This window comes from Streptomyces sp. NPDC107559, from assembly GCF_055657365.1.
In genome coordinates this window covers 61,177-78,835 of the sequence record NZ_JBVKBD010000027.1, presented here as the reverse complement: position 1 = coordinate 78,835, position 17,659 = coordinate 61,177, and the positions used below count along the sequence as shown (strand labels likewise).

Below are 17,659 nucleotides of genomic sequence, written 5' to 3'. Positions count from 1 at the left end.
TCACAGGAGCATCGTGTCCTACCACGAGCACACCGACCATCAGTACGCCAAGCACATCCGCGCCGGCGCCCCCGACGCCTTCAAGGCGTTCATGGCCTGGGACAACCAGGTCCTGCGCGGCAGCAACAACGTCATTCCGCCCAAGTACACCGAGCTCATGGCTGTGGCCGTGGCGCTGACGACCCAGTGCGCGTACTGCATCGAAGCGCACACCACCGCGGCGCGTTCCGCCGGCGCAACCCAGCAGGAACTCGCGGAGACCATCATGACGGCCGCCGCCCTGCGCGCGGGCGGCAGCTACGCACATGGGTTCATGGCCATGAAGTTCTTCGAACAAGCGGGTGACACCGCCGCTGCGTGACCTTCTGGAGCCGACGGCTGCGTCGGCCGGCGGTGAGAGCGCCGCGCCGGGACACGAGCCCTGCATCCAGCCGCAGGCCACGACGGCCGGCGCTCTCCTTCGATCGCATCCCCCACTCAGAGAGAAGCAGCAGCGATGTCTGTCATCAACGGAATCGACATCCGTGCCCTTCAGGACAGCGCCGACACCCTTCGGGCCAAGCCTGAGCTTGCCCGAGCGACCTTCTCCGTCGGCGGTTCATGGCAGGGCGGCTACCGGATCACGACACAGACGGGTGCGCTGACCCAGGGCGGCAGCCGCGACGAGACGCGCGTGGCGAAATTCGAGATGTCCAGCGACGAGCCCACAGCAGCGCTCGGCACTGACACCGCGCCCACACCGGCCGAATACATCCTGCACGCATTGGCCGGCTGCTACACGGTCACCACCACCACTCACGCAGCCCTGCTGGGCATAGAGCTCAAGGCGATCCGCCTGGACCTCGAATCCGACATCGACATGCGCGGGTTCCTGGGCATCGACCCCTCGGTCCGTCCCGGACTGCAGCAGATCCGAGTACGCGTCGATCTCGACGCCCCCGACGCCACCCGCGAACAGCTCGAAGAACTGATCGCCCTGGTTCAAATGCGTTCGGCCATCCGAGACACCCTCGCCAACCCCGTCGACGTCGTGACCACCCTTGCCTGACCGAGCAGGCACACACCGACCGCACCGATGACGGCTGCGCCCCCACCACTTCAGTGGGGGCGCCCGGCCGACACCCGCGCTCGGGCTTTCAGCCCGCCTGCCACCTCGAACCCGGACGCCGTGACCACGCTCCTCGCCTACATCGCGGCGATGACGGAGCGGATCACGCTCAGCACCTCGGTCACCCTCATCACGACGAACGACCCGGTACGCATCGCGGAGGAGTACGCGATGCTCCAGCACCTCGCCAAGGGCCGGGTCGACCTGGCGATCGGCCGGGGCAACACCGTCCCGGTCTATCCGTGGTTCGGCCAGGACATCCGCAAGGGCCTGGAACTCGCCCTGGAGAACTACAACTTGCTGCACCGACTCTGGCGGGAGGACGTGGTCGCCTGGGACGGCAACTTCCGTACCGCGCTCCAGGGCTTCACCTCCACGCCCCGTCCGCTCGATGACCGGCAGGGATGCGCGCCGCCGCAGTCGCGGATGCCCGCCGTAGCCGCCGTCGGGGGTCGCGCCCGGCTGGGCGGCCGCATCGTGACAAACCGGAATGCCAGCCCGTGGCATCGTCGGCTTCCCGTGCAGAGTTATTGACGCCATGTCATTGACGGTGGTTCAGTGGCTCAGCCACTGGTCCACTCAATCACTGGGAGCCGAGGTGGAGGCACTGCCACGCGAGACGATCGTCGACGCGCTGGAGAAGCGGCTGCGCGAGGACATCCTCGCCGAGCGTCATCCCGCCGGAAGCTATCTGCCTCCCGAACGTGAACTCGCCGAGGGATTCGGGGTCACCCGCACTTCCCTCAAGCACGCCTTCGGGCGACTGACGCACGCCGGACTGCTGGAGACGCGCCACGGAGTGGGGACCCGGGTCAGGGATTTCCTGCGCCTGGGCGGGGCGGACCTTCTGCCGATGCTGGTACTCCACAGCCCCGACTGGATCGGTGAGGTCTTCGAAGTCCGCCGCAGCATCGGCATGTTGATCGCGGAACGCGCGGCGGCCCGTGCCACGGCGGCCCAGGTCGCCGAACTGCGTCTGCTGCTGGCGGCCGTAGGGGACGCGGCGGGCGGCGAGTCCGTGCAGCTGGCGGACGTCGAGGTGCACCGTGCACTGGCCCGTGCCACGGGCAACCGCGTGTACGTCCTGCTGACCAACACCCTGTTCAACGCGTATCTGCCGGTGCGCGCAGCGCTGGTCGGGCCCTTCGAGGATCCCCGGGCCGCTCGTGACCGTCTGACTCCGGTCGTCGAGGCCGTGGCCGCCGGCGACCAGGAGTCGGCACGCACCGCCGCGGGCGACTATCTGTCGGCAACGGAACGCATGATGCTCGACGGGCTGGCAGGCTCCCGCCGACGCCAGGAAGGGGCCCTGTGAGCTCACGGGGGACGGTGTTCAGGGAGACACTGCTGGGCCGTGTGCGTCTGGCCGGCGAGGACCGCGACCACCCCGTCCGGCTGGACCTGCTGGTCCGTGCCGACGCGGTGCCGCTGCCCCACCGCACGACGCGGGCGCACGTGACAGGACGCGTGCGCGTGGCGGGACGCGCCGACGACACCGAAGCCGTGGGCGACCTGGAGATTGCGCCCCTTTCGCGCGACTGGATCCGCTACCGGATCACCTTCGCCATGGAAGGCCGGCGCCTCACTCTGGTCGGCTGCAAGTCGATGTCGCCCAGGCGTCCGCTCGCCTCTCTGACCGTACTGCCGTACACCCTGTACGAGAACGGTGACCGCGTGGGCGAGGGCACGCTGCGCTTTCCCCTGGTCACCGGCCTGCTGCCCTTCCTCGCGAGCTTCCGGTTCCCGCGTGCTGTCGCGTCCCCCGCCGACCGGCATCTGGAGTCGCGCTGGGACGGCACACCGGGGCGGACCGAGGTCTGGTACACGACCCTCACCGATCCGGCCACCGACAGCGGGATCTGGCTGCACCACGAACTGGTGGCGCCCTCCGACGGTTCCGCCGCCTACGCGCACGGCTGGATCGCCGTCTTCCCCAAGGACGGCCACGTCGAACACACACGCTTCGGCCCCGAACCGTGGACAGCCCATCCGGAAGGCTTCACCGCCGAGGGCATCCGCGTCCGGCCCGGCCGGCTCACGGGCTCCGCGGGGACGTTCACCTGGGAGCTCACCGAGAGCCCCGAGGGCCCGCCGCTGTACACGTTTCCCCGCTGGTCCTGGCGACGCCCCTGGCTTCCGGCCTCGCACATGCTCCCCGCCGGCCGCTCCCGCTACAGCGGCACCATCCAGTACGGCGCCGGTGAGCTGCGACTGGACCACGCTCCGGGGGCCGAAGCCCGCATCTACGGCCATGGCAACGCCCGCCGCTGGGCCTGGCTGCACGCCGACCTGGGTGGTGGTGACGTCCTGGAGATCGTCGCCGCGGTGTCCATGCGACGCGGACTCGACAGGCTGCCGCCCCTGGTCTTCCTGCGCCTGCACCGAAACGGCCGCAGCTGGCCCCGGCGCGCGGAACGCTCCGCCGTGGGCTGGGCGGGCATCGGCCGGTTCCGCGCGGACCTCGGCCTGCCGGAGTGGCGGGTCGAGGGCCGGGCGGGCCTGAGACGCATCAAGGTGACGGTCACCCAGCCGCCCGAGCGGACGCTGACGCTCGACTACACCGACCCCGACGGCTCCGCCGCGGTCTGCCGCAACAGCGAAAGGGCTGACGCGGTGGTCAGCCTGGAGCGCTGGTGGGGCACCTGGCGGCGGGAAGCCGTTTGGCGGCTGTCGGGAACCGCGCACGCGGAGGTCGGCGACCGATGAACCATCGAGATCCGCCCGCCTCGGCAGACGTGCGGTCGCCCAGCTCGCGGACGAAGGCACCTCCGTGTGGACGCGGCTCGTGCCGGGCAGAGCCGCCCGCGAACGGGCGCTGCGTCAGTGCCGTCCGCCGCCCCTGACGTCCGGCCCCGACGACCCGCCGCTCGACAGAACGCAGCCCGACCGTACGCCGTCCCGCGACCTGCCCACGCGTTCGAACGCCGACGCCGTCGCCTGTCGCCGTCGCCTGTCGCTGTCGCTCTCGCCGTCGCTGTCGGCCAGGGCGCCGGCGAAGACATGGCCGCTCCCACCTCGCCCGCATCGGGACGCCTGTCGTCGTCAGCGTGACCCGGTCAGCCACCCGTACCACCTCTGCTCCTGAGCAAAGTGCCCCATCCTCGGCCCGCCGGTTCCCCGCCCTCGGTGGCCATTTTCGAGCGACACCACACTTTTCCGCGTCCAGGAGGTCCTGTGTTCCCTGTGCACCTGCGCACCACCGCGGCCGGCTTCGCGCTGGCCCTCGGGGTCTGCGCCGCGCTGTTCCCGAGCCATGACGCATCCGCCGCACCCGCCGGATCGGCGACCGACGTCCGTACGGCCCAGACCGTGAGCACCTCGGCTGTGGTCCGAACTTCCTCCGACGTGCCTGCGGTCGGGCCCTTCACCGAGCCGGGCTTCGCCGCCACCTGCACCTGGCACAACTTCGGCGAGGGTGAACATCCGCCCCTGTGGCTGATGTTCGCGAACCCGCTGTGCGTGGAGTACAGCAAGCGCGACATCACCTTCGACGACGGTGGAGCCCTGCGCTTCCTGGTCGCCGAACCCTCCCGCTTCGCCATCACCATGCTGACCTGCCGCTACTACCAGAAGGACCACTGGAGCGTGCAGGCCACCAACGGCGCCGTACCGTACGTGGCGTGGGACGGCCAGTACTGGTGGGACAAGACCGGCCGACGGGCCGGCGCCCGCCTCAACCACTTCAGCGTCAACGGCCAGACAGTGGGCATCGGCGACGCCGTCGCCGCCCTGCGCGCCTCGAACTTCGACAACCTGGCCGACGCGCTGTCCGAATACGGCCAGGAGGCCGGGGAGACCGGTCTGACGGTGGCGCTGCCGTACGACCTCGGCTGCGCGCTGATCGGCTGAGCGGCCGTGTCCACCGTCGAACGACGAGCGATCCTCAAGGCGCTCACCGCATCGGTTGCCGTGTTGGCCGCCGGGGGGCTCACCGCCACTCCGGCAGCCGCCGCGGCGCAGGTCTCCGAGGGCTGGACGACACAGACCCTGGGAGCCTTTGCCGACACCCTCATCCCCGGTGAGCACCGGTTTTCGGGTGATCAGGTGTGCGCCGGCGCCGTCACCGGGCCGGGTGCCGTCCAGGCAGGCGTCATCGACGTCATGAACTCGCCCCAGCTGCCGCTGGCCCCGCTGCTGCCGGAGATCGCGGCCCTGCTCGACGCCCGTGCCGTCGCCTACGCGGCGGTCCGGCTGATCTGGCTGTCGCCCAGCCGGCCGCCCTTCGTCGGCCTGTCCTTCTCGCATCGGACCAACCTGGTCAGCGGCCTGTTCGGCTCGGGCGACATCGACGAGCCGGTCTGGCAGGTGATGAGCCTGATCGTCGGCATCGCGTTCGACACCGCCGGGCAGTCCGACACGGCCGCCGCCCTGGCCCAGGGCCATCCGGGCCTGAACTGGCTGCGGTTCCCCAAGCCGGACCCGGACGGCCTGTGGCGCTTCGGGGACTTCTCCTACGGCCGCCCGCTCGCGGCGCTCCATCCCGCCACGACCCCTTCCGGGAGCCCGGCATGACCCAGACCACGGACGTCCTGGTGATCGGCAGCGGCTTCGGCGGGGCCATCCCCGCGTACTACATGGCCGCAGGCGGAGCACGCGTCACCGTTCTCGAGCGCGGTCCCCGCTTGGGTGCGGCACAGTTCAGCCACTCCATGCGCCTGGGCACCTACAACAAGATCGTCGATGTGATCCGCGGCGACGGCGTCTCGGTGGTCGCGGGCAACTGCGTGGGCGGCGGCAGCGTCGTCTACTTCGCCGCCTCGCTGCGGGCGCCGTCGTACGCCTTCGAGCGCCACGGCAGCATCGGACGGCGGATATGGCCGGCGTCCATCAGCCGTGCCACGCTCGACCCGTGGTACGACCGGGTGGAGACGGCACTGCCGGTCGCACGCACCGGCTGGTCGGACGTCTCCTACGCGGGCGGCGTACTGGCGGCCGCCTGCCATCGAGCCGGGCACACCTGCAATCCGGTTCCGGTGGCGGTGGACACCGCTGCCTGCACCAACTGCAACTGGATGCTGTCGGGCTGCGCGTTCGACGCCAAGCGCTCCATGCTCCTCAACTATCTTCCCGCGGCGGAAGCCCATGGCGCGGTCATCCGGCCGCTCCACGAGGTTCAGCTGATCACCCCCTCACTGGAGTCCGGCTACCGCTACGCGGTCGCCTACACCGTCCTCGACCCCGACGACTACACCTGCACCACGAACGTGGGGATCATCCACGCCAAGGTCGTGGTGCTGGCGGCGGGTGCAGTGGGCACGCCGGTGATCCTCCAGCGGTCCTCCCTTCTGCTCGGCGGCATCCCGGGTGCGGTCGGCCGCTACTTCTCCGGCAACGGCGACCACGTCAGCGTCGCCGACGTCGACGAGGGCAAGGCGGGGTCGCTGCTCGGGCTCTCCCGCCCCGACGGGACCGTCTACCAGGGACTGCCGATCGGCCGGCCGATCACTTCCGCCACGTACGACTACCTGGACGCGTCCGCACCGGAGTACAGCCGGTTCATGCTCCAGCAGATCTACTTCCCGCCGCTGACCAACGTCCTCGCCCAGACGACCGGCGCGCCCGGCTGGTTCGGCGTCGACAAGCGTCAGATGCGGGCCCGTTGGCCATCGTGGCTCACCCTGCTCGCCATGACGGAGGACGACAACGAAGGCACCTTCGGTGTGGTTCCTCCCACCGGGAGCTTCCTCCGCCTGGCACCCGGGCTCGGTCAGGGCACGATGTCCTTCCACCCCACCACCCGAACCCGCCAGGCATGGGACCGGGCTGACACGGCGCTCCGCGCAATCCTGGAGAAGGACGGTCTGTCCCGGGTCCGTCCGTGGACCGAGGCCTTGGCCGGTACGGTCACGGCCCACCCGCTCGGGTCCGCGCGCATCGGCGACGACCCGACCACCAGTGCCCTCGACGACAAGCACGAACTACGAGGATTCCGCGGTCTGTTCGTCACGGACGGCGCGGCTGTTCCCGCCTCGCTCACCGTCAATCCGTCACTGACCATCGCCGCGCTGGCCGAACGCGCCACCACCGGGATCGCGACCCGCGTCGCCGAGGCCGGGGTGACGATGACAGGGGGCGTCCCGCTGCCCGGCCGATAGACCGACGTGGCTTGCCTCCGGCAGGACGTGGTTGCACTCGGCCCCGGTCCTGCGTCCGGTCAGGAGAGAGCGGCGAGCACCACTTTGGCGAGGGGGCCCGAGGAGGCGGGGTTCTGACCTGTGTGAAGGTTGCGGTCCGAGACCGTGTAGGGCTCCCAGACCGGGCCTCGCGAGTACTCGGTGGGCAGCTTCTTCAGCTCGTCCTCCAGCAGCCACTTGGCCTTGTCGGCGAAGCCGACACCGGCTTCCTCATCGTTGCAGAAGCCCGTCAGGCGGTAGCCGGCGAAGGGGGTGGCGCCGTTCGCGTCTCGGGTCGCGAGGAGCGCGGCGGGTGCGTGGCAGACGATGCCGAGCGGTTTGCCGGAGGCGAGCGCTTCGCGCAGCAGTGCTCCGGAGTCGGGGTCGACGGAGAGATCTTCCATCGGGCCGTGGCCTCCGGGGTAGTAGACGGCGTCGTAGTCGTCGAGGCGCACCTCCGTGAGGGGGATGGGATGCCGCAGCTCGTCCGCCTTCTCGATGACGGCTTCTTCCTTGAGGGAGTTCTCCTCGCCGCCCGCCATCTTGGGTTCGAGGCTCATCGTGTCCACAACAGGCACGATCCCGCCCGGAGTTGCCACCGTGACCTCGTGTCCGGCGTCGGTGAAGACGGTGTAGGGCGCGACGAACTCCTCGGCCCAGTAACCGGTCGGGTGCCGGTGACCGTCTTTCAGGGTCCAGTAACTTGCGCCGGTCAGCACGAAAAGAATCTTGGCCATCGGACACTCCTGTGGAATGGCGGCCCGCGAAGGGCCCGCGACATCGCCAAATGCATCTCTATGGATCAAGTGTGAGCAGGCGCCTGTGGGGGTGCAACCCGTGTTGATCCGGCGTACACGCCGTCAAGCAGCACGCAAAACAGTATTGGATATGCGTGCCGCACTCATGGAATATGCGTGCGGCGATCGAGTTAATCCGAGGCCGGCCGTCCGGACGGCTCTCATCGCTCGAAGGTGCCGTACATGGTCGCCCGCGCGATCGCGTGCGTGAACAGGAGGAAGTCCATGAGGGCGGGGGCTGTCGTCTCGGCCACGTCCAGCTTCTCCACGTCGACGGCGTGTACCACGAGAAAGTAGCGGTCCGGTCCGTTTCCCGGGGGCGTTGCCGGGCCGAGGTACCTCCTGTAGCCGGCGTCGTTGGGCAGCGTCACCGCTCCGCCCGGCAATTCGCTTCCGTCTCCCGCCCCGGCAGGCAGGTCGGTCACGGAGGCGGGGAGGTTGGCCACGGCCCAATGCCAGAAGCCCGAGGCGGTGGGCACGTCGGGATCGAACATCGCGACCGTGAAACTGCGGGTCTGCTCGGGGAAGCCCGTCCAGCTCAGCTGCGGTGAGATGTCCGATCCACCTGCCCCCAGGATGCCGCTCACGTGCTCGCGCGCCAGTTGCTCGCCGTTGGCCAGGGACTGCGAGGTCAGCGAGAAGCTCGGGATCGGCGGCATGAAGTCGTACGGGGCATAGGGCTTGATCACGATGATCCCTCGCTTTCCCGACCGAAGACTCACCCTTCCGGTGTCCCAGGCGTGCCCCCCGTCTGGCGGCTCCTCCCCGCACGGCAGGCGTCGCCCACGACGGTCATACCGGCGTGACCTCCGGTTACGACGTGCCGTTTCACTCGCATCGGCAGGAGCAACAGACACGGCGGTACAGATGCACTCCACGCGCACCTGTACCGCCGTGCAACCACGTGTCGAATGTGGCACTCCCACCCACCAACGGTAGGCCCCGACGGTGGAGTGAGCCACCGCGCGACGCTGCAGGCGATCTGGGGGTGAAGGACCGGGCGTGGCACGGAAACTCGACGAGCTTGTGATCACGTAAGCGGGTGTGACGGGAGTGGCAGGTGATTGTGACCCACAAGCCTTCTGTGAAGCCCAGTGCAGCACCCCTCGCAGCGCGGTCACCGGACGGGTTCGTGCGCACGCAGCAGCGGTTCCCTTGCCGCCCCCGGACTCCGGATGCGCGGCCACAGCAGGGGCAGGACCCTGGAGATGTTCGAAGCGGAGCGGCAGCCGTGTCGGCCGGTGATGCATCCGTGGTCTCGTCACACTGCACGCTCGTCACACTGCACTGGTCCGCACGGCTGCCCGCCGGCGAAAGCGAGGCACTCCCATGCAGATGCAAGCAGCTCGGATGCACGGATACAAAGAGCCCCTGCGAATCGACGAAGTGCCCGTGCCCGACCCGGGCCCGGACGAGATCTTGCTGAAGGTCGCCGCGACCGGAATGTGTCGCAGCGACTACCAACTCCTCAATGGCTACTTCGAGGGTCCGTTCCCCGTCGACCTGCCCTATATCCCCGGCCACGAGGTCACCGGACGGGTAGCCGGGATGGGTAGCGCCGTACCGAAAACGGTGGGCTATTCGGAAGGCGACATGGTCGTGGTCAACCCCAGCTGGGGCGACGGCACATGCCGCCAGTGCCGGGAGGGCAACGAACAGCTGTGCAGCGGCAACGGCAGGTGGGTGGGCTTCGGACCTCCCGGAGGCTTCGCCGAGTACATGGCCGTGGAATGCCGCCACGCGATCCCCGTCTCGGAGAACGCGGCAGAGGCACCTGAGCTTCTCGCCCCGATGACGGACGCGGGCATGACTCCGTACCGCGGGATGCGCAAGCTGCGGGACACGGGAAAGCTCGGCCCCGGCCGTACCGTCGCCGTCACGGGCATCGGGGGCCTGGGCAGCTACGCGGTTCAGTACGCGAAGCTCCTCGGCGGCGGGGCGACCGTGGTGGCCCTCGCCCGCAAGGACAGCAAGCTGGACGTGGCGAAGGAGAACGGCGCCGACCACGGCATCAACGTCCGCGACAAGTCCACCGAGACCATCCAGGACGAGCTGGAACAGCTCACCGGCCGCAGGACGATCGACGCCATCCTGGACTGCGTCGGCAGCAACGCGTCCATCTCGATGGGGTTCGACCTGCTGGGCCCCGAGGGCGTACTGACGGCCGTCGGCCTCATGAGCCACCACGTCGAGCACAAGCAATTCCCCTTCGTGGGGACAGAGCTGACCTACATGGGCTCCTTCTGGGGCAATCACCTGGACCTGGTCGAGGTGCTCTCCCTCGCCGAAGCCGGCCTCGTCAAGCACAACGTCACCAAAGTCGGGCTCGAGGACATCAACGACAACCTGGAGGGCCTCGGCCACGGCGACATCGTCGGACGCCAGGTGATCGTCTTCGAGTGACGACCGCACGGTGGACGAGGCCAACGACAGGACATTCGTCGACCGCAGAAGGCCGCCTGCTCGCCGTCCCGAGACGGCCGGGCGGCGAGCAGGGCATGCAGCCTGATGCCGAACGCGTCTGTCCGCTCCCTTGCGAGGAAGCGGACAGCGTCACGTCCGATACACGGTCACGTCGCCGTCACTGTCACCGCGTCATTCATCAAGCGCCCCTACCGACAGGCTCGCCGGTGACGCCGCGACTTCCAGCCAGAAGCCAATGATCATTTGCTCGAATCGGAGTCCCACCTCCAGCGTGGCCCGCCGAGGCGAGCCAGGCAGCAGCCAGCCGCCCGGACGCCACAAGCTCCTCGTTCGAGGAATCCAGCGCTAGGCATTGCTCCACCCGGTTGTGCTGGAATACGAGTCCAGCAGGTCCACCACGAAGACCAGGGTCGAGCCCGGCGGGATCAACGGCGAGGGCGACTGATTGCCGTATCCGAGACGCGGCGGGACGATGATCTCCCGCCGACCGCCGACCCTCATCCCCCTCACTCCCCGGTCCCAGCCCTTGATGACCTTGCCACTGCCCAGGGCGAACTTGAACGGCTGGCCCCGGTCCCAGGAGGCATCGAACTCCTTCCCGGACTCGAAGGTCACCCCGACATAGTGGACCCTGACCACCATGCCCGGCTTGACCTCGGCCCCGTCCCCGACGACCAGGTCCCGGATGGTCAGCTCGACAGGAGCGTCACCTTCCGGAACGTCAACCTCGGGCTTCGTCAGTTCACTCATTGCAGCCTCATCACTCTCCGTCGGAAGCCGTCGCACGGTCCTGCCGGACACATGGACACTCCATGCACGAGATGGTCACGCTACCGAGATTGCCGGTCCCCGCAGCACACCAGATCCACCGACACCCCTGATGATCTCGCGCCGGGATCTCGCCCAGCCGAGTGCCGGTTACTCGGGGTCTTCTGAACCTGGCGAACCGGCATCCGGACCGCTTGGAGCGCATAGAACTCGGTGTCCTCAGGACACGGCACTATGTCAAAATCCAGCGCATGGCTGTTCGATACCCCTCCCCCCTGCGTCCCGGTGACCGTGTTGGCGTCACCTCTCCGTCGAGCGGGGTCGCGAAGGAACTACGTGAGCGCCTCGATGTCGCAGTTCGTGATCTTCAGGACCGCGGGTACGAGGTCGTCATCGGCCGGTGCATGGACGGCTCGGGGCACGTCAGCGCTTCGGCCGCTGACCGCGCGAGCGAACTGATGTCGATGCTGAGCGACCCCACCATCAAGGCCATCGTGCCGCCGTGGGGCGGGGAGACCGCCATCGACCTGATACCACTGCTCGACTGGGACAAGCTGCGGGAGGCAGAGCCCACCTGGCTCGTCGGATTCTCCGACACGTCGACTCTGATGACACCGATGACTCTGCTCACCGGGACGGCGACCGTCCATGGCAACAACCTCATGGACACGCCCTACCGAGTGCCCGAGGGACTGCGATCGTGGCTCGACATCGTCGCAGCGCCACAGGGGTACCGGTTCACCCAGACCCCGCCCGGCCGCCACCGGACCACCGGCTTCGACGACTACGCCACCTGCCCCGACATACGCGAGTACACGCTTGACTCCGTGGGCGCGTGGACCCGACTCGACGGCGGCGGTGACGTGGAAGCCGAGGGCAGATTGATCGGCGGCTGCATCGAAACTCTGTGCAATCTCGCGGGGACGGCCTTCCTCGACATCTCGTCCTTCGCTCGCAACGAGTCACCGGACGGGCTCCTCGTGTATGTGGAGGCAGCCGACGGCGATGCTTTCACCATCTGCCGGAACCTGCACGGCATGAAGCTCGCAGGGTTCTTCGACCGGGCGAACGCGGTTCTCGTCGGTCGGACCAACGCACCCCATAACCGTTCCCTCAGCCAGCACGAGGCCGTCCTCGACGCACTTGGCTCTCTCAACGTACCGATCATCGCCGACATCGAGTGCGGCCACGTCCCGCCCTACATGCCGATCGTCAACGGAGCGTACGGCCGGATCGTTCACACACCGAGCCGAAGCGAACTGACACAGACGTTGAACTGACGCATCAGACCGGTCCCCGGTGCGTCGGCCCAGACCTTGCGCACGCCGGGAGGTGCGGCGCCGGGCTCGTCGAGCAGCCAAACGGCTCTGGTGGTGTCATAGGCCGCCAGGTGAAGGGGCTGCCGAACGAGCCGCAAAATCAAGTGGGTTGACCGGTGACGCAGCCCGGCGGGCTCCGTGGCGACCGTCGACGCGCCCCGCGCGCCTGGGAAGGTCCGCCATCAGGCCGGATCCGCTGGCTTTCGATCCGTACCAGCCTGGCGATCCATCGAGTCGAGCGACTCCCGACCGACTACTAACGTCGGTGGCGTCGCCGTCTCGCCGGCGGCAGGGAAGGCTCGTGAGCCTCGGCACCATCCCAAGTGGGGTCCGTCCAGGTTCCCTCGTCGCTGGCGTGTCTCCTTACCTGCCTGTGTGGTTGAGCGGGTGCGGAGCGGCTCTCATGTCCGCTGACTCCAGGTGTTCAACCGGTCGATCTCAGCGAGCACCCGGTCCGCGTGCGGACGGACCTGAGCCCGCAGCGTGTCGCTCCAGCTTTCGTCGGAATAGGAGCAGTTGAGATAGAGCTGCCTGGCGTGCTCGAGCACAGGGCGGTGTTCGGGAGGGAGGTGAGCCAGGGCCCAGTCGGCGGCAGCGTCCTTCGGCCTGATCCGGCCGGTGCTGAGCGTGGTCCAGATGCGTGCGAAGGTCAGCAGGACGTTGCGGGTGTCGCCGTCCAGGCTCTCGAGCAGGTCGGGGATGCCCGCCACGCTTGCCCGGACCAGGTCGGAGTGCGGGACGGGGTCGAAGACCTGCGTCGGCCGCGGGCCGACGAGGGGGTGGTCGCCGGTCAGCGTCATCGTGATCAGCAGGGCGAGATCGGGCATCGGCTCCGGCCGGGGGACCATCCCGGCCTCGTACTCGGCGCGCAGCCACTCGCCGTACAGGAAGTCGCAGGTCGGAGCGTATCGCCATGGCTGGACCTCGGACTGGACGAGCACGGTGAGCTCGACCGGGCGGGCCTTGTGACGGGAGCCGGAGATCCCGAGCAGGCCGCCGAGAAGCGCCCGTCGTCCCCGCTCGTCCAACGACCTCCGGGAGACGAGCAGTACGTCCACGTCGCTGGCTGGTCTGAGTCCTCCGAGCAAGGAAGATCCGTGCAGGTAGGCGCCGATGAGATCCCCGTCCAGCACGCCACTGGCCAATCCCGCGATCTCCTGAAGCTGATTCACCGCGCCAGTTTCTCTTATCGTCCGGTGCGACTGCAGGGCAGAACGGGGCGGTTCTCGGTCCGCCCTCGCACGAGCGTGCCGACGGCAACCGTCGACGACCGGCTTTGACCAGCACCCTCGCAGCAGGCTCCAGTGCTCTGCCCTCGTCGACCCACCGGGACGGGGCGTGTGTTTCCCCTTCGCCGAAGCGGCACTCCGGAACGCTTGTCCAAGGGATCTGCCGCGCACACGGAGGAGTTGCCGGTGCTCGGATGAACCTTGTCGCCGGGAAAGGGTCTCCACGGATCGAACTGTGCGGCCAACCGGGGTGCACTCCCACGGCGGGCGACCCACCGGAGACACCGAAGCTCCATAGATCCATTAATTGGCCGGACAAATATCTAGCAGCCAAGCCTGGTCCGCACGGCCCGTCGTGCACGCCTGCGACGTCTTACCTACCAGATAGGCACCACGGAGCGGCCACCCACCGCGATACGCCACCGACGCCGTTTGCGCTTTACCTCATCCCGGCGTTTACTTGTTCGAGCAAGTAAATGTTGTGAGAGTGCCCGCAGCAGCCATGTGGCGGCAGTGGCACTGACCGGATCCGAGGAGTACGCAGATGTCCACCAAGGCGTTCGAGCCTTACGAGCTGGCCGGTACGACCCTGTCCAACCGCATCGTGATGGCCCCGATGACGCGCAGCCGCGCCTACGGCCCCGAGCAGTCCCCGACCGAGCTGATGGCGACCTACTACGCGCAGCGGGCGGGCGCCGGTCTGATCGTCACCGAGGGCACCCAGCCGTCCGAGGTCGGCCAGGGCTACCCCGACACCCCGGGCATCCACAGCGCGGAGCAGGTCACTGCCTGGCGCAAGGTCACCGACGCTGTGCACGCAGCAGGCGGCGTGATCTTCCTGCAGCTGATGCACACCGGCCGTGTCGGACACTCCAGCTGGCAGGGCCGACAGCCGGTCGGACCGTCGGCGGTGCAGGCCGCCGGTCAGGTGTACACACACGACGGCATGAAGGACTTCGAGGTCCCGCACGAGCTGACCGACGCCGAAGTGGAGGCGACCGTCGCAGACTTCGCCGACGCAGCGCGCAACGCGATCGCGGCGGGCTTCGACGGTGTGGAACTGCACGGGGCCAACGGCTACCTGATCCACCAGTTCCTGGCGCCGAACTCCAACATCCGCACCGACGCCTGGGGCGGTAGCCCCGCCCGCCGGGCGCGCTTCGCCATCGAGACCGCCCGCGCGGTCGCGGACGCGATCGGTGCACAACGCACCGGGTTCCGGCTGTCGCCGGGCAACCCGTTCAACGACATCGCCGAGAACGACCGCGACGACGTCGAGGCCACCTACGCCGCCCTGGTCGAGGGGCTGGCCCCGCTCGGCCTTGCCTACCTGCACGAGATGGAAGCCCCCGGCCACCGCGACCTGACCGAGCAGATCCGCAAGACGTGGCCGGGCACCTTCGTACTGAACCCGTTCACCGGCCAGGAGCCCACGGGGCCGGGCGAGTTGCAGCTGATCCAGAACGGTACCGCCGACCTGATCGCCTACGGCGCGCTGTTCATGGCCAACCCCGACCTCCCGAAGCGCCTGGAGCAGGGCGGCCCGTTCAACACCCCCGACCGCGCGAAGTCCTTCGGCGGCGACCACACCGGCTACACCGACTACCCCGCCCTCCAGGACTGAGCGCACCGGCCGGGGCGGAGTCGTACGCTCTCGCCCCGGCCGCCACAACCCCCACTCCCCCTCCCCGTCGACCGCCGCTCGGTCCTGGTGAAGCCGACCGGGGCGGGCCTCAGGCTGCGCCGCGAGCTGGCCGACGCCCGCCCCTCCGACGCGCCCGCCGCCCGACCGGCCCATCCGGCCAGCCGCGGTACAACTCGGTGACCTACTCCCTGCGCGACGGCGCGGCGACAGCCTCCTGATCGGCCATCCCGCCGCGGGCCGCTCCCGGCGCTGACGGAACCTGCAGGCCAACCCGAAGCTCGGCTTCGTCGTCGACGACGGCGTCAGCCACCTCTGGAAGGTGCCCACTTCCTCGACGCTGACGTCACAGCCGAATTCGGCTGCCACGGCGAGGTCATCGCGTCCACCCCGCCGCCCCCTACTGCTGCGGCATCGCCACGTGGCCGCCCCGCTGCAGCGGGGCGGTGTCAGTCCTCGGAGTAGAGGGAACCCTCGGGGGTGTGACGGGCCAACCCCGCCTCCAGCCGCCGCAGCACCGCGATGCTCGTCTCCTTCTCCTCCTCGGACATCTGCCCGGTCAGGTAGCCCTCCAGCTGCGACCACAGCTCCTCGACCCGTCGCCGCACCCCCAGACTCGCCACCGTCGGCTCCACCAGCATCGACCGCTTGTCGTCCGGCGAAGGGATACGACGCACGAACCCGGACTGCTCCAGCCGCCGCAGCGTCCGCGTCACCGTCGCCGCGTCCGCTCCCAGCACCTCGGCCAGGTCCACCTGCCGCAGCCGCCCGCGCTCCCACAGCTCCAGCATCACCAGCTCCTGGCCGACGTGCAGGCCGACCTCCCGGAGCAACTGGCCCGCCAGCATCCGGTGCAGTCGCGCCACTCGCACCACCGCAGCCCCCACCGGGGCCAACGAAGTGCCCGGCAGCTCCCGTCCCGCGGCCTCCGAAGCCTCACCCATCGCGCGTTTCCTCACCTCAGCACGGGTGCCCGACGGCCCCGAGCACCCCGACAAGGACTGTAGACGTTCCCCTTCCACCACCCTGCAGACGACGCCCACCACCGCCTTTGGCGGGCCGCATCGCCCCACCGCACCGGGTCGGCATCATTCACCCATGTCGATGACGATCGACCAGTCCCGCCTGTCGGCCCTCGCCGGGCGCAGGAAGACGCGGGTCCCGGATGACGAGCGGGCGATCGGCAGGCCTCCGTGCGCCGCCGGATAGACGGTGTACGGATACAGGTCCAGGCGTTCCGGGAAAGCACACGACGATCTTGCCGTCTCGAATCGGTGTCGGATCCAGGGCGTCGACGTCCACACCGCCATCGTTGGAAGGCTGGGTGGTCACCGCCTGCATCCCCATGGCCCGGAAGAGATCGGCAACGAAACCTTCGAAGGCGATCGGGCCCAGTCGTCAACGCGTCGGCGGCCGTGGGCGCCCTCACCGTAGGAACGGCGTTTCCACTTCTGGCGGGGCAGGCCGGGGAACAGGTCGCGGGCACGATGGTCCATGGCCCGACGGGTCACGACGGTATCGTGCCGCATAGTGGCCATGACATGGAAGACGTCCGCCTGCTCCAGAAGGCGGTGTCACCTCCGACGCCGTGATCTCACCGGCCACATCAAGATGATCTCAACCGGAGCAGTTTGATTCGACGGTCTCACTGCCCGAGGGCCTTGGCGTACCAGTGGTCCGCCCTGCCGTGGCCTTCATACGGCACCGTCTCCGCGTATCCGTACCGCGTATACATGGCCCGCGCTTCGGTGAGCTCGGTATTGGTCTCGCACACGATCCGAGTAGCTCCCAGCCTCCCGGCAGCGTCCTCGACGGCAAGCAGCAGCCCGCGGCCCAGTCCCACTCCCCGCCCGGCAGGACACACGTACATCCGCTTGAGTTCCGCCGTCTTCGGGTTGCCGTCAAGCAGCCTCACTCCCGCACAGCCAAGAAGCTCGCCTCCGTCACTGCGTGCGACAAGGAACTCGCCGCCGGGCGGCCTGAGTTCGTGGTGGGGGTCGTTGACAAGCACGGTTCGAAGCTCGGCCTCCGTAGCTGAACGTCCCAGCACCCGCAGGGCCATCTCCGTGAAGTACTGCCGCATCACCTCGTCCACAGCCATGCCAGTCACGGGCTCGGGCTTGATTGTCCAGGTTGGCATGCTCGCCATGCTCCCGTCCCCGTCGCAAGCCGTCCACGGTACGGCAGCCAGGCACAGGCGACTTCGGGCCAGAGCCAAGGATCGTTTTACACGAGAGCCATTAAGGTTCGTCCCGTAAC

Annotated in this window: 16 protein-coding genes and 3 pseudogenes; 11 read left to right on the top strand and 8 right to left on the bottom strand. The window is 68.7% G+C overall.

Annotated features, from left to right (window positions below; translation table 11 throughout):
• Positions 1-13: 13 nt before the first annotated feature.
• The 8 genes and pseudogenes from ACZ7OY_RS41305 (at position 14) to ACZ7OY_RS41270 (ending at position 7,203) form a co-directional block, all read left to right on the top strand.
• A complete protein-coding gene (locus ACZ7OY_RS41305) occupies positions 14-361 on the top strand; it encodes a carboxymuconolactone decarboxylase family protein (protein WP_472250669.1) in 348 nt (115 codons plus the stop codon).
• Positions 362-496: 135 nt separating this feature from the next.
• Entirely contained in the window at positions 497-1,048 is a 552-nt protein-coding gene (locus tag ACZ7OY_RS41300) for an OsmC family protein (protein ID WP_472250668.1), read from the top strand.
• A gap of 111 nt (positions 1,049-1,159) precedes the next feature.
• Positions 1,160-1,522 (top strand): annotated as a pseudogene (locus ACZ7OY_RS41295) (LLM class flavin-dependent oxidoreductase); the annotation flags it as partial.
• A 184-nt stretch (positions 1,523-1,706) separates the two neighbouring features.
• Positions 1,707-2,423, top strand: a complete 717-nt coding sequence (locus ACZ7OY_RS41290) for a FadR/GntR family transcriptional regulator (RefSeq protein WP_472250667.1) — start codon at positions 1,707-1,709, stop codon at positions 2,421-2,423.
• On the top strand, positions 2,420-3,814 hold the full coding sequence (locus ACZ7OY_RS41285) for a hypothetical protein (protein ID WP_472250666.1): 1,395 nt from the start codon (positions 2,420-2,422) through the stop codon (positions 3,812-3,814). Before ACZ7OY_RS41290 ends, ACZ7OY_RS41285 begins: the two co-directional genes overlap by 4 nt.
• Positions 3,815-4,282: 468 nt before the next feature.
• Positions 4,283-4,957 carry a hypothetical protein gene (locus tag ACZ7OY_RS41280; RefSeq protein WP_472250665.1) on the top strand — a complete coding sequence of 225 codons (675 nt, stop codon included), beginning with the start codon at positions 4,283-4,285 and terminating at the stop codon, positions 4,955-4,957.
• Between the two features lie 6 nt (positions 4,958-4,963).
• On the top strand, positions 4,964-5,620 hold the full coding sequence (locus ACZ7OY_RS41275; RefSeq protein ID WP_472250664.1) for a DUF5987 family protein: 657 nt from the start codon (positions 4,964-4,966) through the stop codon (positions 5,618-5,620).
• Positions 5,617-7,203: a GMC family oxidoreductase N-terminal domain-containing protein gene (locus ACZ7OY_RS41270; RefSeq protein WP_472250663.1), complete on the top strand. Its 1,587-nt coding sequence runs from the start codon at positions 5,617-5,619 to the stop codon at positions 7,201-7,203. Before ACZ7OY_RS41275 ends, ACZ7OY_RS41270 begins: the two co-directional genes overlap by 4 nt.
• Before the next feature lie 59 nt (positions 7,204-7,262).
• On the opposite strand, the gene ACZ7OY_RS41265 is transcribed toward ACZ7OY_RS41270, so the two are convergent.
• Both ACZ7OY_RS41265 and ACZ7OY_RS41260 read right to left on the bottom strand, forming a co-directional pair.
• Positions 7,263-7,958 carry a type 1 glutamine amidotransferase domain-containing protein gene (locus tag ACZ7OY_RS41265; RefSeq protein ID WP_472250662.1) on the bottom strand — a complete coding sequence of 232 codons (696 nt, stop codon included), beginning with the start codon at positions 7,956-7,958 and terminating at the stop codon, positions 7,263-7,265.
• Positions 7,959-8,179: 221 nt separating this feature from the next.
• Positions 8,180-8,707 carry a YbhB/YbcL family Raf kinase inhibitor-like protein gene (locus ACZ7OY_RS41260; protein ID WP_472250661.1) on the bottom strand — a complete coding sequence of 176 codons (528 nt, stop codon included), beginning with the start codon at positions 8,705-8,707 and terminating at the stop codon, positions 8,180-8,182.
• A 661-nt stretch (positions 8,708-9,368) separates the two neighbouring features.
• On the opposite strand from ACZ7OY_RS41260, the gene ACZ7OY_RS41255 reads away from it, so the two are divergent.
• Positions 9,369-10,421 carry an NAD(P)-dependent alcohol dehydrogenase gene (locus tag ACZ7OY_RS41255; protein ID WP_472250660.1) on the top strand — a complete coding sequence of 351 codons (1,053 nt, stop codon included), beginning with the start codon at positions 9,369-9,371 and terminating at the stop codon, positions 10,419-10,421.
• 366 nt (positions 10,422-10,787) lie between these two features.
• Here ACZ7OY_RS41255 and ACZ7OY_RS41250 read toward each other — a convergent pair whose 3' ends face one another.
• On the bottom strand, positions 10,788-11,192 hold the full coding sequence (locus ACZ7OY_RS41250; protein WP_472250659.1) for an FKBP-type peptidyl-prolyl cis-trans isomerase: 405 nt from the start codon (positions 11,190-11,192) through the stop codon (positions 10,788-10,790).
• 269 nt (positions 11,193-11,461) lie between these two features.
• Between ACZ7OY_RS41250 and ACZ7OY_RS41245 the strand changes: the two genes are divergently transcribed.
• Positions 11,462-12,490 (top strand): S66 family peptidase, encoded by a 1,029-nt coding sequence (locus tag ACZ7OY_RS41245; protein WP_472250683.1) that lies wholly within the window; start codon positions 11,462-11,464, stop codon positions 12,488-12,490.
• A gap of 440 nt (positions 12,491-12,930) precedes the next feature.
• On the opposite strand, the gene ACZ7OY_RS41240 is transcribed toward ACZ7OY_RS41245, so the two are convergent.
• Positions 12,931-13,701, bottom strand: coding sequence for an aminoglycoside adenylyltransferase family protein (locus ACZ7OY_RS41240; RefSeq protein ID WP_472250658.1), 771 nt, complete (start codon positions 13,699-13,701; stop codon positions 12,931-12,933).
• A gap of 601 nt (positions 13,702-14,302) precedes the next feature.
• Between ACZ7OY_RS41240 and ACZ7OY_RS41235 the strand changes: the two genes are divergently transcribed.
• Complete coding sequence (locus tag ACZ7OY_RS41235) at positions 14,303-15,382, top strand: alkene reductase (RefSeq protein ID WP_472250657.1); 1,080 nt, start codon at positions 14,303-14,305, stop codon at positions 15,380-15,382.
• Between the two features lie 467 nt (positions 15,383-15,849).
• Here ACZ7OY_RS41235 and ACZ7OY_RS41230 read toward each other — a convergent pair whose 3' ends face one another.
• The 4 genes and pseudogenes from ACZ7OY_RS41230 to ACZ7OY_RS41215 all read right to left on the bottom strand — a co-directional run bounded on the left by ACZ7OY_RS41230 (position 15,850) and on the right by ACZ7OY_RS41215 (position 17,540).
• Complete coding sequence (locus ACZ7OY_RS41230; protein ID WP_472250656.1) at positions 15,850-16,344, bottom strand: MarR family winged helix-turn-helix transcriptional regulator; 495 nt, start codon at positions 16,342-16,344, stop codon at positions 15,850-15,852.
• A gap of 256 nt (positions 16,345-16,600) precedes the next feature.
• A pseudogene (locus ACZ7OY_RS41225) lies at positions 16,601-16,795 on the bottom strand (restriction endonuclease); the annotation flags it as partial.
• Positions 16,786-16,965: pseudogene (locus ACZ7OY_RS41220) on the bottom strand (IS701 family transposase); the annotation flags it as partial. The pseudogenes ACZ7OY_RS41225 and ACZ7OY_RS41220, both read right to left, overlap by 10 nt.
• 80 nt (positions 16,966-17,045) lie before the next feature.
• The gene (locus ACZ7OY_RS41215; RefSeq protein WP_472250655.1) at positions 17,046-17,540 is read right to left on the bottom strand and encodes a GNAT family N-acetyltransferase; all 495 of its coding nucleotides are present in this window, start codon (positions 17,538-17,540) and stop codon (positions 17,046-17,048) included.
• Between the last annotated feature and the right edge of the window lie 119 nt (positions 17,541-17,659).